We start from the raw sequence: 15,401 nt of genomic DNA, 5'->3' as shown, positions 1-15,401 counted from the left end.
CATACTGGGCGACTTTTCGGCCCGGGTGGCCTGCGCGCGTGTGCATTCAAGAGGAAACGCGGTGAAAAAAATCGCAGTGTTCGCCGATGTCCAGAACCTCTACTACACCGTGCGCCAAGCCTATGGCTGCCATTTCAACTACGCGGCGCTGTGGGCTGATGTGAGCAAGCAGGGGCAGATCGTCGAGGCCTATGCCTACGCGATCGATCGCGGTGACAGCAAGCAACAGCAGTTCCAGCAGATCCTGCGCAACCTGGGGTTCACCGTGAAACTCAAGCCCTATATCCAGCGCAGCGACGGCTCGGCCAAGGGCGACTGGGACGTGGGCATCACCCTGGACATCATGGACGCCGCCGACCATGTCGACGAGGTGGTCCTGGCCTCCGGTGATGGCGATTTCGACATGTTGCTCGAACGCATCATCAGCAAACACGGCGTGCAGGCTGTGGCCTATGGAGTACCTGGGCTGACCGCCAACTCGCTGATCCGCGCCGCCAGCCGCTACGTGCCGATCGAAGGCGCGTTGCTGCTCAAGAATTGATTTTCAAGGAGCCCCACCGGTTTGGAACGCATCGCAGTCATCGACTTTGAAACCACCGGCATCACCCCGAGCAGCGGTTGCCGGGCCACCGAAATCGCCGTGGTGATCCTTGAGCAAGGCCGGATAGTCGACCGTTACCAGAGCCTGATGAACGCCGGCGTGCGCGTGCCGGCCTTCATCGAGCAACTGACCGGTATCAGCAATGCCATGCTGCGCAGCGCACCGCCAGCGGAAAAGGTCATGAACGAGGTCAACGAGTTCGTCGGCATCACGCCGCTGCTGGCTCACAATGCCGCGTTCGACCAGAAGTTCTGGGACTTCGAACTGGGACGAATCAAGCGCACCCGCCTGCAGAATTTTGCCTGTTCACTGCTGTTGGCCCGACGCCTGATGCCAGCGGCGCCGAACCACAAGCTCGGCACGCTCAACGCTTTCGCCGGCCTGCCCCACACCGGCCAGGCTCACCGGGCCATGGCCGACGCCGAAATGGCCGCCAACCTCACCGCGCACCTGGCCTCGGAGCTGCGGCAAAAGCATGGGTTGCGGGAGCTGTCCCATGATCTGCTGTGCAGCTTGCAGAAGGTGCCGGCAGCGAAGATCAACGAGCATCTCAAGCGCCATCGCGGGTTCTGAACACTGCACAACTCTCCTGTGGGAGCGAGCCTGCTCGCGAAAGCAGTGTGTCAGCCACCACAGATGTTGGCAGGGCGGACGCCTTCGCGAGCAAGCTCGCTCCCACAGGGTTCGATGGCTACTCAGATGATGCGTACAGCACAAGCTCCATTGTGGGAGCGAGCTTGCTCGCGAAGGCGGTGTGTCAGTCGGCATCGATGTTGGCTGGTCTGTAGCTTTCGCGAGCAGGCTCGCTCCCACAGGGTGGGTTGTGTTGATCTGAGATCTGCCGTGTCTTGAAAAGTGTATGGCTCGGATAAACAGATTTTGTAACTTAATTTCTGTCGATTGCCTTTTTAGAATGACAGGTTTCATCGTCCTGACTTCGAGCTGAACATGCCTGGCCCACGCCGTTTTCCGTTGCCATTGATCGCTGCCTTCTTCGCCTTGTACGTCATCTGGGGATCGACCTATCTGGTGATTCGCATCGGCGTCGAGCATTGGCCGCCCTTGCTGCTGGCCGGGATTCGTTTTGTGATCGCCGGGTCGTTGATGTACGGCTTCTTGCGCTGGAAGGGCGCGCCGGCGCCGACCTGGGCGCAATGGAAGGCCGGGGCGCTCATTGGCGTGTTGCTGCTGACCTTCGGCAATGGTGCGGTGAGTATCGCCGAGCATACAGGCGTAGCTTCGGGCGTGGCGGCGCTGGCCGTGGCGACGGTGCCGTTGTTCACCTTGCTCTGCGGGTATTTCTGGGGTGCACGCAATACCCGTCTCGAGTGGGCGGGGATTGTGTTGGGGTTGATCGGCATTGCCATGCTCAACCTGGGTTCCAACCTGCAGTCGAGCCCGTTGGGGGCGGCTTTGCTGGTGTTCGCCGCCGCCTCGTGGGCCTTCGGTTCGGTGTTGAGTAAACATGTGCAACTACCCGCAGGCGCCATGGCCAGCGCCGTGGAGATGCTGGTGGCCGGCGTGGTGCTGTTGATCGGCAGCTTCGCCAGTGGCGAGCGCCTGGAAAGCATGCCGCCGCTGGAAGGCTGGTTCGCGCTGGTCTATCTGATCGGTTTCGGTTCGATCATCGCCTTCAACGCCTACATGTACTTGCTCAAGCATGTGCGTCCGGCCGCAGCCACCAGCTACGCCTATGTCAACCCGGCGGTAGCGGTGTTGCTGGGGATCGTCTTCGCCGGGGAAACCATCGGTATCGAAGAGGCCTTGGCGATGCTGGTGATTATCAGCGCCGTGGTCCTGATCGGGTTGCCGCAGTGGCGCAAGCCCAAGCCCCCACCGGCCGAATCATGATTTAGGGTAAACTGCCGCGCATTGCACACCTTGCGCTGATTTTTCCTACGGTATCTCCATGACTTTCGCCACTCTTGGCCTGATCGAACCCCTGCTGCGCGCCCTCGAGACGCTCGGCTACCAGACGCCGACCCCGGTCCAGGCCCAAGCCATGCCGGCGGTGCTCGCCGGTCGCGACCTGATGGCAGCAGCCCAGACCGGCACCGGCAAGACCGCCGGTTTCGCCGTGCCGCTGTTGCAGTTGTTGACCACCGAAGGACCGAAAGTTGCCGCCAACTCGGTGCGCGCGCTGATCCTGGTACCGACCCGCGAGCTGGCCGAGCAGGTCCATGAAAGCGTGCGCCAGTACGCGCAGAACCTGCCGCTGAGCACCTACGCGGTGTACGGCGGTGTCAGCATCAACCCGCAAATGATGAAGCTGCGCAAAGGCGTCGATCTGTTGGTGGCCACGCCGGGCCGCTTGCTCGACCTGTTCCGCCAGAACGCGCTGAAGTTCAACCAGTTGCAGACCCTGGTGCTGGACGAGGCCGACCGCATGCTCGACCTGGGCTTCTCCGAAGAACTGGCGAACATCTACAAGGCCCTGCCGAAGAAGCGCCAGACCTTGCTGTTCTCGGCGACCTTCTCCGATGCGATCCGCCTGCTGGCCGGGCAGATGCTCAACGACCCGCTGAGCATCGAAGTGAGCCCGCGCAACGTGGCCGCCAACACCGTCAAGCAATGGGTGGTGACGGTGGACAAGAAGCGCAAGCCGGAACTGTTCATCCACCTGATGCGCAAGCACAAGTGGAAGCAGGTGCTGGTATTTGCCAAGACCCGCAACGGCGTCGATGCACTGGTGGAAAAACTCCAGGGCCTGGGCGTCAACGCCGATGGCATCCACGGCGACAAACCCCAGGCGACCCGCCAGCGTGCGCTGGATCGTTTCAAGGCCAGCGAAGTGCAGATCCTGGTGGCCACCGACGTCGCGGCCCGTGGCTTGGACATCGAGGACTTGCCGCTGGTGGTGAACTTCGATTTGCCGATCGTCGCCGAGGACTACATCCACCGTATCGGTCGTACGGGCCGTGCGGGTGCCACCGGGCAGGCGATTTCCCTGGTCTGCGCCGATGAAGTGAATCTGCTGTCGGCCATCGAAACCCTGACCCGCCAGGCATTGCCCCGGCAGATGGAACATGATTTCGAACCTGAGCATCGCGTGCCGGAAACCGATGCCAGCGGCCAGGTGATCAAGAAACCGAAAAAACCAAAAAAGCCGAAAGCTTCCGGTGGTGGCGGCAAGCGCAACCTTGGCAAGTGGGTGGACAGTGGCGACTCGGGGCCGGTGGAGCCTTCGGTGAAACCTGTGCGAAAAGTGCCGGTGTTCAATACCGGACCGCGCAAGCGTAAGCCTTGATGATTTGCTGCGTCGGATAGATTGCTTTCGCGAGCAGGCTCGCTCCCACGAGGGCTTCGTGGTGTTCACCGCTCTGGTGTCCAGCGCCCGATCCCTGTGGGAGCGAGCCTGCTCGCGAAGGCGACAACAAAGATTTCAAGCCTGGCGCTGCAGCCACTCCACCATCCCCAACCCCGCCGCACGACCGCTGGCAAAGCATGCCGTAAGCAAGTACCCGCCGGTCGGCGCTTCCCAATCGAGCATCTCTCCCGCGCAGAAAACGCCGGGCATTTGCTTGAGCATCAGTCGCTCATCGAGTGCCTCGAAGGTCACGCCGCCGGCACTGCTGATGGCTTCGTCCAGCGGACGGGTTTTCACCAGCGTGACCGGCAACGCCTTGATCGCCTGGGCCAGCCGCGCCATGTCGGCAAAACAATCGGCTGAAGTCAGTTCCCGTAACAACGCCGCCTTCACCCCGTCGAGCCCCAACTGGCTGTGCAGATGCTTAGCCATCGAGCGAGAACCGCGAGGCTTGCTTAATGCCAGGAGAATCTTGTCCACAGGCCGGCCCGGCAGCAGGTCCAGATGAATGGTCGCGCTGCCGTGTTGGTTGATAGCCTCACGAATCCGCGCCGACAGCGCATAGATCAGGCTGCCCTCGATGCCGGTGACGGTGATGACGCATTCGCCGAGGCGTGGCACGTCATCGTCGAGGCCGATGGCAATGTTCTTCAGTGGGGTGCCGGCAAATTTGGCGATCAGCAGATCGCTCCAGCCCGGCACATCGAACCCGCAGTTGCTTGGCTGCAAGGGCGCGAGGACCACGCCGCGCTGTTCCAGCGGCAACATCCAGGCACCGTCGGAGCCCAGGCGTGACCAACTGCCGCCTCCCAGCGCCAATAAGGTCGCGTCGGGCTGTAGGGCCTTTTCCCCGTCCGGGCTGGCAATGCGCAGGCTGCCGTCGGCATTCCAGCCAAGCCAGCGGTGGCGCGTATGAATCACCACGCCGGCATCGCGCAGGCGCTTGAGCCAGGCGCGCAGCAGCGGGGCGGCCTTCATATCGGTAGGAAATACCCGCCCGGAGCTGCCGACAAAGGTGTCGATGCCCAGGCCATGAATCCATTCGCACAACTCATCGGCGCCGAATGCCCGCAGCAGCGGGGCGATATTCGGCGCGCGTTCGCCGTAGCGGGAGAGGAACGCCGGGAAAGCTTCCGAGTGAGTGATATTCATGCCGCCGACACCGGCCAGCAGAAATTTCCTGCCCACCGATGGCATGCCGTCGTACAGGTCGACCTGGAAGCCGGCCTTGCTCAACACCTCGGCCGCCATTAGGCCGGCCGGGCCGCCGCCGATAATGGCGATGTTTGGGGTGGAAGGCTTGGTGGTCGAGGTCATGATCGGGCTGTGGGGGCAAGAGTAGGCGGGGCATTCTACCAGCTCGAATCCCTGTGGGAGCGAGCCTGCTCGCGAATGCGGTGTGTCAGTTACATGACTATCAACTGGCGCACCGTATTCGCGAGCGGGCTCGCTCCCACAGGGGGGATACAGGATGCGTGGAAAGTCTGGTTAAAAAACAGCCAAGCTCTTGCGAGCTATAGACGGCATAGGTTGCAGGCCCTTTCGCTCAGGTTATCCACAGGCCGCTCCACAGGCATTGTGGGTAACGCACCCAGGCTTCAATGACAACCTGATGACGTCCAGACCTTCTGTGCGCTGTGGTGCAGGATTCCGTGCCGGCGGGCCAGGGCCTTGCGGTCCTTGCTGTAGCCGCCGCCGATCACGCCGACCACCGGAATGTCCCGGCCCAGGCAATGGCGCATGACGCTCTCGTCCCGGGCGGCGAGGCCTTCGTCGGTCAGCTTCAGGTAACCGAGGGCATCGTCCTTGTGCACATCGACGCCGGCGTCATAGAGCACCAGATCGGGCTGATAGAGCGGCAGCAGGTAATTGAGCGCGTCATCGACGACTTTCAGGTAGGCGGCGTCCTCCATGCCCATCGGTAGGGGAATATCCCAGTCGCTTTGCGCCTTGCGTGCAGGAAAATTCTTTTCGCAGTGCAAGGAAACTGTCACGGCGTCGGGAGTGTCATGGAGTATTCGAGCCGTACCGTCGCCCTGGTGCACGTCGCAGTCGAAAATCAGCACTCGCGAGACCTGACCGCTGGCGAGGAAATAGCGGCTGATCACCGCCAGGTCATTGAAGATGCAAAATCCGGCCGGGTGGTCGTAGTGGGCGTGGTGGGTACCGCCGGCCAGGTGACAGGCCAGCCCGTGTTCGAGGGCCTGCTCGGCGGCCAGCAGTGATCCGCCGACGGCGCGTACCGTTCGGCGAGCCAAGGCTTCGCTCCAGGGCAGGCCGAGGCGCCGTTGGTCTTCGCGGGACAACTCGCCGCCCATGTAGCGTTCGATATAGGCGCGATCATGGGCCAAGGCGAGGATGTCCGGCGGGCATAGGGCCGGACGCAGCAGGTCCGCGTCCCGGGCCAGGCCGCTGTCCACCAGGTGATCGCGCAGCAGGCGGAACTTGTCCATGGGGAAACGGTGCTCCGCAGGGAATTCGGGGCTGTAGTCTTCGTGGTAGATCAGCGGTAGCGGCATGGTGTTTTCAGTGGCGGGTGAGTGACGGATCCTACCAGCGATGTAGACTCTGGGCATGGAAAGGGAGTGAAGATGGAGCCGATACTGGAAGTGGAAAGCGCACGGCTGATTCTGCGGCAGTGGCGCGATGAAGATCTGCCGGCGTTTGCGGCGATGTCTGCCGATCCGCAAGTGATGCGTTATTTTCCGGCCCCCCTGAGTCGTCTGGAAAGCGCTGCGTTGATCGGCCGGGTGCGCGGGCATTTTGCCGAGCATGGTTTTGGTTTGTGGGCATTGGAGCGCAAGGACACCGGTGCCTTCATCGGTTTTACCGGGCTGGGCGTGGTCGGGTTCGATGCGCATTTCACCCCGGCGGTGGAAATCGGCTGGCGCCTGGCGCGCGAACACTGGGGGCTGGGGTATGCCAGCGAAGCCGCGTGGACCGCGTTGCGTTGCGCCTTCGACCGCCTGGGCCTGGATGAAGTGGTGGCGTTTACCGCTGTGGATAACTTGCCTTCGCAGAAGGTCATGCAGGCCATCGGCATGCAGCACGATCCGGACGATGATTTCGAACACCCAAAGCTCGCGGTCGGTCATCCATTGCGTCACCATGTGCTCTATCGCATCAATCGTGAGCAATGGTTGCAGACCCTTCACGGTTAACCGACACGGACGTTTACAATGCCCGCCAAAATGGCCCGGGCCAATTATCGATCCGCCGCCGCAGCACAGCCTGCGCGGTTTTGTGCTGTGTGAGGAAAATCTGAATGAGCCACGTGTTGGAAGATCTGGTCGACCTGCTGACCCTGGAACCGATCGAAGAGAACCTGTTTCGCGGTCGCAGCCAGGACCTGGGCTTTCGCCAGCTGTTCGGCGGCCAGGTGCTGGGCCAGTCGCTGTCGGCGGCCAGCCAGACCGTGGAAGAGGCGCGCCATGTGCATTCGATGCATGGCTACTTCCTGCGTCCGGGCGATGCGGCGTTGCCGGTGGTCTACCAGGTGGATCGCGTGCGTGATGGCGGCAGCTTCAGCACCCGACGGGTCACGGCGATCCAGAAGGGCAACCCGATCTTCACCTGCAGCGCGTCGTTCCAGTACGACGAACAGGGCTTCGAGCACCAGAGCACCATGCCGCAGGTCGTCGGGCCGGAAAACCTGCCCTCGGAGCTGGAACTGACCCAGCAGCGCGCGCACCTGTTGCCTGAGCACATGCGCGAAAAACTGCTGTGCCCCAAGCCGATCGAGGTGCGCCCGGTCACCGAAAAGGACCCGTACAACCCGCAACCGGCCGATCCGGTCAAGTACGTGTGGTTTCGTGCCGATGGCGCCTTGGCTGACTCCCCGGCCCTGCATAAATACCTGCTGGCCTACGCGTCGGATTTCGGCCTGCTGACCACCTCGTTGCTGCCTCATGGCAAATCGGTCTGGCACAAGGACATGCAGGTCGCCAGCCTCGACCACGCGTTGTGGTTCCATGCCGACCTGCGCGCCGATGACTGGTTGCTCTACGCCATGGACAGCCCCTGGGCCGGCAATTCCCGTGGTTTCTCCCGTGGCAGTGTGTTCAATCGCGCCGGGCAACTGGTGGCCTCGGTGACCCAGGAAGGCCTGATTCGCCATCGCAAGGACTGGGCATGAGCCTGGCCGATGTGCGGCACTGGGTGTTCGACATGGACGGCACGCTGACCGTCGCCGTGCACGATTTCGCCGCGATCCGCGTGGCCCTGGCGATTCCGGCCGAAGACGACATCCTCACGCATCTGGCGGGATTGCCCGCTGAAGAAGCCGCGGCCAAACATGCCTGGTTGCTGGAACACGAGCGGGACCTGGCGCTGGGCTCCAGGCCCGCGCCGGGGGCGGTGGAGCTGGTCCGCGAGTTGGCCGGGCGTGGTTATCGCCTGGGCATCCTGACGCGCAATGCCCGCGAGCTCGCCCACGTGACGCTTGACGCGATCGGCCTGGCCGATTGTTTTGCCGTGGAGGACGTTCTCGGCCGTGATGAAGCGCCGCCCAAACCTCATCCCGGTGGCCTGTTGAAACTGGCCGAGGCCTGGAACGTGGCGCCCGAGACCATGGTGATGGTGGGCGACTACCGCTTTGACCTCGACTGCGGCCGCGCGGCGGGCGCGCGGACGGTGCTGGTGAATCTGCCGGACAATCCCTGGCCTGAGTTGACGGACTGGCATGCGCGTGATTGCGCCGAGTTGCGGCGGATGCTTTCGGCTTGATTCGGGTGGTGCCTGACTTGCCGCTTTCGCGAGCAGGCTCGCTCCCACAGCGATTCAGGACCAGCGCAGATCCCCTGTGGGAGCGAGCCTGCTCGCGAACGGGTTTCCCGGTCGACACAACGCTCACTGCCCAAACAACACCTTCAACCCCTCCGGCGAATTGAACATCCCATCCCCATCATGCCCAACCCCGGGCACTTCAATCAGTCGCTGATTCAACCCTTGCGGGTGACGCCGGGTCAGGTAGTCAAAGAAGAAATGCCCCCGTAGCAGCCGATACGCCCCTTGTGTCTGCGCTTCACAACCTTTATCCAGCGCCGGATGTTCCGGGTCGATGTCCTGTTGCCCCAGCAGATAGACGATGTCGCGCCTGATGTAGCGATCCTCGAGCTGGGCGGGCGTTTGCCCTGTAGCGTAGGCGGGCAGGTTTTCCAGGCCGTATTTCCAGCGATTGAAGCCTGGGCAACTGACCGGGTCGAACGCCATGGGCCGCTGTGCGTCCAGGTAGACATAGGACGAAGGGTTGGCGATCACGAACCGTGGGCTGATGCGATAAGTACCATGGGCAAGCAGGGCATAGCGCTGCACCACTTGGGCGCCGCCGGAGTGGCCGGCGATGATGATGTCTTTCACTGCGGGAAACTGCTGGCGGTCGCTGACCCGCGCAACGATGTCGTCCAGCACCTGGAATGAACTGAGCGGTTTCGGTCCCGTGGACAGGCCTCCCGCCATCCAGTCGTTGCCCTGCCAGCGCAGGATTTCGGCAGGCAACTGATGGCGCGCTACGTCATGTTCGTTGAGAAATTGTGGGGCAATGATCAACGTCGTCGCCGACTGACCGGCCTGTGCCGCGGCTTTTTCAGCGCTGTGCAAGTAAGTATCGGCATTGCGTAGCCGACCATGGAGGATGATCAGCACCCGCTCGATCGAGGCCGGTGGCGGGCTGACACCGACGGCCATGGCGCCGCCCCTGATCTGCAAGCGTCCCTCGGCGATCACCTTGACGCCGTGTTCCTCGGCCTGGGCTACGGCGCAGCACAGCACCAGCCCGATCAATGCCCGCCACTTCATCTACAGGGTTTTCGCCGCGAAGGTGTCGCACTGGCTGACCTGGCCTTGAGAAAAACCGGTCTTGAACCAGCGCACCCGTTGTGCCGAGGTGCCGTGAGTAAACGAGTCCGGCACCACGCGGCCCTGGCCTTGTTGCTGCAGGCGATCGTCGCCAATGGCATTGGCGGCGGTCAAGGCCTCTTCGATATCGCCCGGTTCAAGCCAGTTCAGGCGTTTTTGCGCGTGGTTGGCCCAGACGCCCGCCAGGCAGTCGGCCTGCAATTCCTGACGCACCAGCAAACCACCGTCGCCTTCCATTTGCCGGCCTTGCTGGCGCGCTTCCTGGATTTTCGCCGACACGCCGAGCAGCGTCTGCACGTGGTGGCCCACTTCATGGGCGATGACGTAGGCTTGGGCAAAGTCTCCGGCGGCGGAAAAGCGCTGGGACATTTCCTTGAAGAAACTCATGTCCAGGTAAACCTGCCGGTCCGCCGGACAGTAGAAGGGGCCGGTCGCCGAGGAAGCCAGGCCGCACGCCGAGTTGACCCGACCGCTGAACAGCACCAGCTTCGGTTGCTGGTACTGGCGCCCGGCCTGTTGGAAAACCTGGCCCCAGGTGTCTTCGGTATCGCCCAGGATGGAGCGCACGAATTCAGCCTGTTCGTCGTTGGCCGGTGGTGCCTGGCGCGTTTGCGAAGAGGCGGGCGCGGAAGCCTGGTCCATCTGCCCGGTCAGTTGCCCGAGAATCTGCATGGGGTCCTGGCCGGTGATCCAGCCGATGCCGACGATCAGGATAATGGCCGTCAGGCTCAAGCCCTTGCCGCCACCAAAACGCATCCCGCCGCCGCCCCCACCGTCACCGCGGGCGTCCACCACGTTGTCACTGCGGCGACCTTTTTTCCATAGCATGTGGGGAATCCTCTGGATGACGTGCGAAGAATGGCAGCTGTGGCGAAGAGTCTAGCTTTCAGGAGCGCAAGGTGCGCGCATGCTTGAGCTTTCAGGCAACTGACAGGGATTTTGGTTCATCGGTGCGCCGGTCCTGCCCGAGAGTGGAATTTTCATTACACTTCGGATCAGAACTATCGGAATCCTCGCTGGCCCAACAAGTGCATCAAGGATCACGGCCTTTCATCAAGCAACGCAGGTTTCCCTCATGACCGTCAGCACTCCGCTCTCCGGCGTCAACCAGGCTTTCAAGGGCATCGTGCTTATTCTGGTCGCAACGTTCCTGTTCTCCAGTCACGACGCATTGTCCAAATATCTCTCGGGTTTTTATCCGATCATCATGGTGGTCTGGGCCCGTTACGTGGTGCACACGTTGTTGATGGCGGGCATTTTCCTGCCGCGCTCGGGGCTGCGGGTGCTGCGGACCAAGCGTCCGTTGTGGCAACTGGCCCGGGCGTTGTGCCTGTTGGGCACCAGTCTGTTTTTCACCACGGCGCTGATGTACATCCCCTTGGCCGAGGCGACCGCGGTCAACTTCCTCGCCCCCGTGCTGGTCACCGCGCTGTCAGTGCCGTTGCTGGGCGAACACGTGACGCGCGGTCAGTGGATCGCGGTGATCTTCGGTTTCATCGGGGTGCTGATCATCGTTCACCCCGGTGGTGATCTGTTCACGCCGGCGGTGCTGTTGCCGTTCTGTTCGGCGCTGTTTTTCTGCTTCTACCAATTGCTCACGCGCAAGCTCAGCGAGATCGACAGCCCGACCACCAGCAACTTTTTCGCAGGACTTTGCAATACCCTGGTGATGAGCGCGCTGGTGCCGTTTTTTTGGCAAGTGCCCAGCGTGACCCACGGCTTGATGATGCTCGCATTGGGTGCCTGCGGGATGACCGCGCACCTGATGCTGACCCAGGCCTTCCGCTTCGCCGCCCCGGCGTTGCTGGCGCCATTCGGGTATTGCCAGATTATTTTCGCCGGGCTGCTCGGCTGGCTGTTGTTCAGCCATACGCCGACGCTGACCACGGTAGTGGGTATCGTCCTGATCTGCTTGAGTGGATTGGCAGCGGCGTGGCAGCAGCGGCGCAAGTAAAGCTCAAGCCTTTTATGGCTGGCACAGGCTTTTGTGGCGAGGGAGCTCGCTCCCGCTGGGCTGCGAAGCGGCCCTCGCTTTTTTGCGATTGCTGCGCAATCGAGCGGGAGCAAGCTCCCTCGCCACGGGTAAATCGCTGTCCGTTAGTTCACGGTCAGTTTTCCAGGGTCGGAACCTTGCGCGGCGCCATGAAGTACATCCAGATCAGCGCAATGAAATACATCGCCGGAATCAGGGTGAACAGCACCGTGTAGTTGTTATTGGTGACGGTCAGGATGTGCCCCACCAACTGGGTCATGAACATCCCGCCGACGGCGGCGCACATGCCGCCGAAGCCGAACACCGTGCTCATCATGTGCTTGGGCGTGTAATCCATCACCAGGCTCCAGATATTTGCCGTCCAGGCCTGGTGCGCGCCGATGGCCAGGGAGATGGCAAACACCGCCACCCACAGGCTGCTGGAGCCGGCGGCCATGATCACCCCAACGATGCAGCAGGCGAACAGCAGCATGGAGACCAGTCGCGCCTTGATCGGGTTGACCCCGCGACCGATCAGGAACGAGGACAGGATCCCGCCGCCGACGCTGCCGAAGTCGGCGGTCAGGTAGATGATGATCAGCGGGATGCCCATCTGGGTCACGTTGATGCCCAGGTTGTATTGCTGGTTGAGAAACGGCGGCAGCCAGTAGAGGTAGAACCAGAACACCGGCGCGGTAATCGAGTAGGCCAGGGCGAAGGCCCAGGTGCCGCGCATGCGCAGGATACGGGAGAACGGTACGCGGACCTGGTCCGGTTCTTCCTGGGCCTGGATGTAGTCCAGTTCCGACTGTTTGACGCTGGGGTGATCTTCCGGGTTGAAATATTTCAGGCCCCAGAACAGCAACCAGATCCCGCCCAGCGCGGCCATGCACAGGAACGCGGCCTGCCAGCCCCACACGTGCAGGATCAGCGGCAGCAGCATCGGCGTGAACATCGCGCCAACGTTGGTGCCGGCATTGAAGATGCCGGTGGCCACGGCCCGTTCGCCGGCCGGGAACCACAGCCGCGTGGTCTTGACGCAGGCCGGGTAATTGGCGGCTTCGGTCAGGCCGAGGATGAAGCGGCAGACCATGAAGCCCACCGCCGAAGTGGCCAGGCCATGGGCGCCGGTTGCCAGGCTCCAGAGCAGCACGGCGCAGAAGAACACGCGCTTGACGCCGATCCGGTCGATCAGGCGACCTTGCAGCAGGAAGCCGACCGCATAACCGACCTGGAACCAGAAGTTGATATTGGCGTAGTCCATCGCCGTCCAGCTCATCTCCTTGGCCAGGATCGGCTGCATGACCCCAAGGGCGGCGCGGTCGATGTAGTTCAGGGTGGTGGCGAAAAACACCAGGGCAAGCATGCCCCAACGGGTCTTGCCCACGGCCATGGCGCCACGGATCTTGTCGCCGATGCCGTCTTGGGCGGCACTCAGGCCGGGGGCCAGGCGGGAACTCTGGGAAGGAATCATAGGTGCACCCGTTCTTGAAATTCTTATGGTGTGGTCTGGGTCTGCATTGAGGCTCGCGCCGCAACCCGGCGTCAATGTGGGGTCGATGGTGCGCAGTGGACAAAAAATCGTCAATTCGCTGATCGGGCATTGTGTTCGATAATCGCCCAAAAAACTAACCGGATGGTACATATTAAATTGCCCAAAAAAACCGACCGCTCAATAATCGGCTGACTCTTTCAAAAGCGGCGCACCTTGTGTAGCCGATGCCTGTCCCGGGAGCCGAAGTCATGCAGCGTTCCATTGCCACTGTTTCCTTGAGCGGTACCCTGCCGGAAAAACTCGAAGCGATTGCCGCCGCTGGTTTCGACGGCGTGGAAATTTTCGAGAACGACCTCCTGTATTACGACGGCAGCCCTCGGGAAATCAGGCAAATGTGCGCCGACCTGGGTATCGCCATCACTTTGTTCCAGCCATTTCGGGATTTCGAAGGCTGCCGCCGGGATCGTCTGGCGCGCAACCTTGACCGCGCCGAGCGCAAATTCGACCTGATGCAAGAGCTGGGCACCGATCTGGTGCTGGTGTGCAGCAATGCCTCGGCCGACAGCGTCGGCGACGAGCAGGTCCTGATTGATGACCTCAGGCTGCTGGCCGAGCGCGCCGGTGCGCGGGGCCTGCGCATCGGCTATGAGGCGTTGGCCTGGGGCCGCCACGTGAATACTTATCAACAGGTCTGGAACATCGTGCGCCAGGCCGATCACCCCAGCTTGGGCGTGCTGCTCGACAGCTTCCACACCTTGTCCCTCAAGGGCGACCCGAGCGCCATCGCCGAGATTCCCGGGGACAAGATTTTTTTCGTGCAGATGGCCGACGCACCGATCCTGGCGATGGACGTCCTGGAGTGGAGCCGGCATTTCCGCTGTTTCCCGGGCCAGGGCGAATTCGACCTGCCGGGTTTCCTCGCGCCGATCATCCAGAGCGGTTACACCGGGCCGCTGTCGCTGGAGATCTTCAACGACGGGTTTCGCGCCGCGCCGCCCAGGGCCAACGCCGCCGACGGTTTGCGTTCGCTGCTGTACCTGGAAGAGAAAACCCGTGAGCGCCTGGCCGCGCAAGCGCCTGCGCAGAACAGCGATATCCTCTTCGCGACAGCGCCGGCCAGCGAATACAACGGCGTTGAATTCCTGGAGTTCGCCGTGGATGACAACCTCGGCGCCAAGCTCTCCCACTGGCTGGAGCGGCTGGGGTTCGTCAAGGCCGGCCAGCATCGCTCCAAGAACGTCAGCCTGTTGCGCCAGGGCGATATCAACCTGATCCTCAATTGCGAGCCGTATTCCTTCGCCCACAGCTTTTTTGAAGCCCATGGCCCATCGTTGTGCGCCACCGCCGTGCGGGTCAAGGACAGCGCCAGCGCTCTCAAGCGGGCGGTGGCCTACAAGGGCCAGCCTTATCGTGGCCTGGTCGGGCCCAACGAGCTGGAGCTGGCGGCGGTGCGAGCGCCGGACGGCAGCCTGATCTACCTGGTGGACCAGGACGCCGATGTCTATGGCACCGATTTCAACTTGCAACCCGGTGCGGTCATCGGCGCCGGGCTCAAGCGCATCGACCACATGGCGATGGCGCTGCCGGCCGACAGCCTCGACAGTTGGGTGCTGTTCTACAAGAGCCTGCTGGATTTCGAAGCTGACGATGAAGTGGTGTTGCCCGACCCCTATGGCCTGGTGAAAAGCCGTGCGTTGCGCAGCCGTTGCAGTTCGATTCGTTTGCCGCTGAACATTTCCGAGAACCGCAACACCGCGATCTCACATGCACTGTCGAGTTATCGCGGTTCCGGCGTGCACCATATCGCCTTTGACTGCGACGATATCTTCGCCCAGGTCAGCCGTGCCAAGGAGGCCGGGGTGCCGTTGCTGGACATTCCGCTCAACTACTACGATGACCTGGCGGCACGTTTCGATTTCGATGATGAGTTTCTCAGCGAGCTGGCCTATTTCAACGTGTTGTACGACCGTGACGCTCAGGGCGGCGAGTTGTTTCACGTCTATACCGAACCGTTCGAAGGGCGCTTTTTCTTCGAAATCATCCAGCGCAAGAACGGTTATGCCGGCTACGGCGCGGCCAACGTCGCGGTGCGGCTGGCGGCCATGGCCAAGTCTCGTAGCGGTGGCTTGCGGCACGCCAAGTTGTAGGGAAATCGTAAGCGCGGCGGTAA

14 protein-coding genes are annotated in these 15,401 nt (G+C 62.2%); 9 read left to right on the top strand and 5 right to left on the bottom strand.

Annotated elements, in window-relative coordinates; translation table 11 throughout:
• Positions 1–61: 61 nt before the first annotated feature.
• From J3P86_RS22995 to J3P86_RS22980, 4 genes are all read left to right on the top strand, one after another.
• Positions 62–541 carry an NYN domain-containing protein gene (locus J3P86_RS22995; RefSeq protein ID WP_030140338.1) on the top strand — a complete coding sequence of 160 codons (480 nt, stop codon included), beginning with the start codon at positions 62–64 and terminating at the stop codon, positions 539–541.
• 21 nt (positions 542–562) lie between these two features.
• Entirely contained in the window at positions 563–1,174 is a 612-nt protein-coding gene (locus J3P86_RS22990; protein WP_434571652.1) for a 3'-5' exonuclease, read from the top strand.
• 375 nt (positions 1,175–1,549) lie between these two features.
• Complete coding sequence (gene yedA / locus J3P86_RS22985; protein WP_434628027.1) at positions 1,550–2,452, top strand: drug/metabolite exporter YedA; 903 nt, start codon at positions 1,550–1,552, stop codon at positions 2,450–2,452.
• Between the two features lie 58 nt (positions 2,453–2,510).
• Positions 2,511–3,848 carry a DEAD/DEAH box helicase gene (locus J3P86_RS22980; RefSeq protein ID WP_434571654.1) on the top strand — a complete coding sequence of 446 codons (1,338 nt, stop codon included), beginning with the start codon at positions 2,511–2,513 and terminating at the stop codon, positions 3,846–3,848.
• A gap of 135 nt (positions 3,849–3,983) precedes the next feature.
• Here the strand turns inward: J3P86_RS22980 and J3P86_RS22975 are convergent, their stop codons facing one another.
• Positions 3,984–5,225: a TIGR03862 family flavoprotein gene (locus tag J3P86_RS22975; RefSeq protein ID WP_434698943.1), complete on the bottom strand. Its 1,242-nt coding sequence runs from the start codon at positions 5,223–5,225 to the stop codon at positions 3,984–3,986.
• A gap of 281 nt (positions 5,226–5,506) precedes the next feature.
• The gene (locus J3P86_RS22970; RefSeq protein ID WP_434571656.1) at positions 5,507–6,427 is read right to left on the bottom strand and encodes a histone deacetylase family protein; all 921 of its coding nucleotides are present in this window, start codon (positions 6,425–6,427) and stop codon (positions 5,507–5,509) included.
• A 72-nt stretch (positions 6,428–6,499) separates the two neighbouring features.
• On the opposite strand from J3P86_RS22970, the gene J3P86_RS22965 reads away from it, so the two are divergent.
• The 3 genes from J3P86_RS22965 to J3P86_RS22955 all read left to right on the top strand — a co-directional run bounded on the left by J3P86_RS22965 (position 6,500) and on the right by J3P86_RS22955 (position 8,633).
• Positions 6,500–7,069 (top strand): GNAT family N-acetyltransferase, encoded by a 570-nt coding sequence (locus tag J3P86_RS22965; protein WP_434571658.1) that lies wholly within the window; start codon positions 6,500–6,502, stop codon positions 7,067–7,069.
• A gap of 104 nt (positions 7,070–7,173) precedes the next feature.
• Positions 7,174–8,043, top strand: a complete 870-nt coding sequence (tesB, locus tag J3P86_RS22960) for an acyl-CoA thioesterase II (protein WP_072411434.1) — start codon at positions 7,174–7,176, stop codon at positions 8,041–8,043.
• Complete coding sequence (locus J3P86_RS22955) at positions 8,040–8,633, top strand: HAD family hydrolase (RefSeq protein ID WP_434698942.1); 594 nt, start codon at positions 8,040–8,042, stop codon at positions 8,631–8,633. Before tesB ends, J3P86_RS22955 begins: the two co-directional genes overlap by 4 nt.
• Positions 8,634–8,756: 123 nt before the next feature.
• Here the strand turns inward: J3P86_RS22955 and J3P86_RS22950 are convergent, their stop codons facing one another.
• Together J3P86_RS22950 and ypfJ are read right to left on the bottom strand one after the other, a co-directional pair.
• Positions 8,757–9,704 (bottom strand): alpha/beta hydrolase, encoded by a 948-nt coding sequence (locus tag J3P86_RS22950; protein WP_434698941.1) that lies wholly within the window; start codon positions 9,702–9,704, stop codon positions 8,757–8,759.
• A complete protein-coding gene (gene ypfJ / locus J3P86_RS22945; RefSeq protein WP_434628042.1) occupies positions 9,705–10,592 on the bottom strand; it encodes a KPN_02809 family neutral zinc metallopeptidase in 888 nt (295 codons plus the stop codon).
• Between the two features lie 247 nt (positions 10,593–10,839).
• Between ypfJ and J3P86_RS22940 the strand changes: the two genes are divergently transcribed.
• Entirely contained in the window at positions 10,840–11,718 is an 879-nt protein-coding gene (locus J3P86_RS22940; RefSeq protein WP_434571664.1) for a DMT family transporter, read from the top strand.
• 154 nt (positions 11,719–11,872) lie between these two features.
• Here the strand turns inward: J3P86_RS22940 and J3P86_RS22935 are convergent, their stop codons facing one another.
• Positions 11,873–13,210: an MFS transporter gene (locus tag J3P86_RS22935; RefSeq protein ID WP_434628046.1), complete on the bottom strand. Its 1,338-nt coding sequence runs from the start codon at positions 13,208–13,210 to the stop codon at positions 11,873–11,875.
• Positions 13,211–13,479: 269 nt separating this feature from the next.
• Between J3P86_RS22935 and quiC the strand changes: the two genes are divergently transcribed.
• Positions 13,480–15,378, top strand: coding sequence for a 3-dehydroshikimate dehydratase QuiC (gene quiC / locus J3P86_RS22930; RefSeq protein WP_434698940.1), 1,899 nt, complete (start codon positions 13,480–13,482; stop codon positions 15,376–15,378).
• Positions 15,379–15,401: the final 23 nt, after the last annotated feature.

Origin of the sequence: Pseudomonas sp. D1-1, from assembly GCF_051132225.1 — a bacterium.
GTDB lineage: Bacteria > Pseudomonadota > Gammaproteobacteria > Pseudomonadales > Pseudomonadaceae > Aquipseudomonas.
This window is presented reverse-complemented; position numbering and strand designations above follow the sequence as displayed.

Bases quoted from the DNA above. Each gene is read 5' to 3' on its own strand.
- yedA (WP_434628027.1), top strand. From the start codon at position 1,550: ATGCCTGGCCCACGCCGTTTTCCGTTGCCATTGATCGCTGCCTTCTTC.
- J3P86_RS22980 (WP_434571654.1), top strand. From the start codon at position 2,511: ATGACTTTCGCCACTCTTGGCCTGATCGAACCCCTGCTGCGCGCCCTC.
- J3P86_RS22975 (WP_434698943.1), bottom strand. From the start codon at position 5,225: ATGACCTCGACCACCAAGCCTTCCACCCCAAACATCGCCATTATCGGC.
- J3P86_RS22970 (WP_434571656.1), bottom strand. From the start codon at position 6,427: ATGCCGCTACCGCTGATCTACCACGAAGACTACAGCCCCGAATTCCCT.
- J3P86_RS22965 (WP_434571658.1), top strand. From the start codon at position 6,500: ATGGAGCCGATACTGGAAGTGGAAAGCGCACGGCTGATTCTGCGGCAG.
- tesB (WP_072411434.1), top strand. From the start codon at position 7,174: ATGAGCCACGTGTTGGAAGATCTGGTCGACCTGCTGACCCTGGAACCG.
- J3P86_RS22955 (WP_434698942.1), top strand. From the start codon at position 8,040: ATGAGCCTGGCCGATGTGCGGCACTGGGTGTTCGACATGGACGGCACG.
- J3P86_RS22950 (WP_434698941.1), bottom strand. From the start codon at position 9,704: ATGAAGTGGCGGGCATTGATCGGGCTGGTGCTGTGCTGCGCCGTAGCC.
- ypfJ (WP_434628042.1), bottom strand. From the start codon at position 10,592: ATGCTATGGAAAAAAGGTCGCCGCAGTGACAACGTGGTGGACGCCCGC.
- J3P86_RS22940 (WP_434571664.1), top strand. From the start codon at position 10,840: ATGACCGTCAGCACTCCGCTCTCCGGCGTCAACCAGGCTTTCAAGGGC.
- J3P86_RS22935 (WP_434628046.1), bottom strand. From the start codon at position 13,210: ATGATTCCTTCCCAGAGTTCCCGCCTGGCCCCCGGCCTGAGTGCCGCC.
- quiC (WP_434698940.1), top strand. From the start codon at position 13,480: ATGCAGCGTTCCATTGCCACTGTTTCCTTGAGCGGTACCCTGCCGGAA.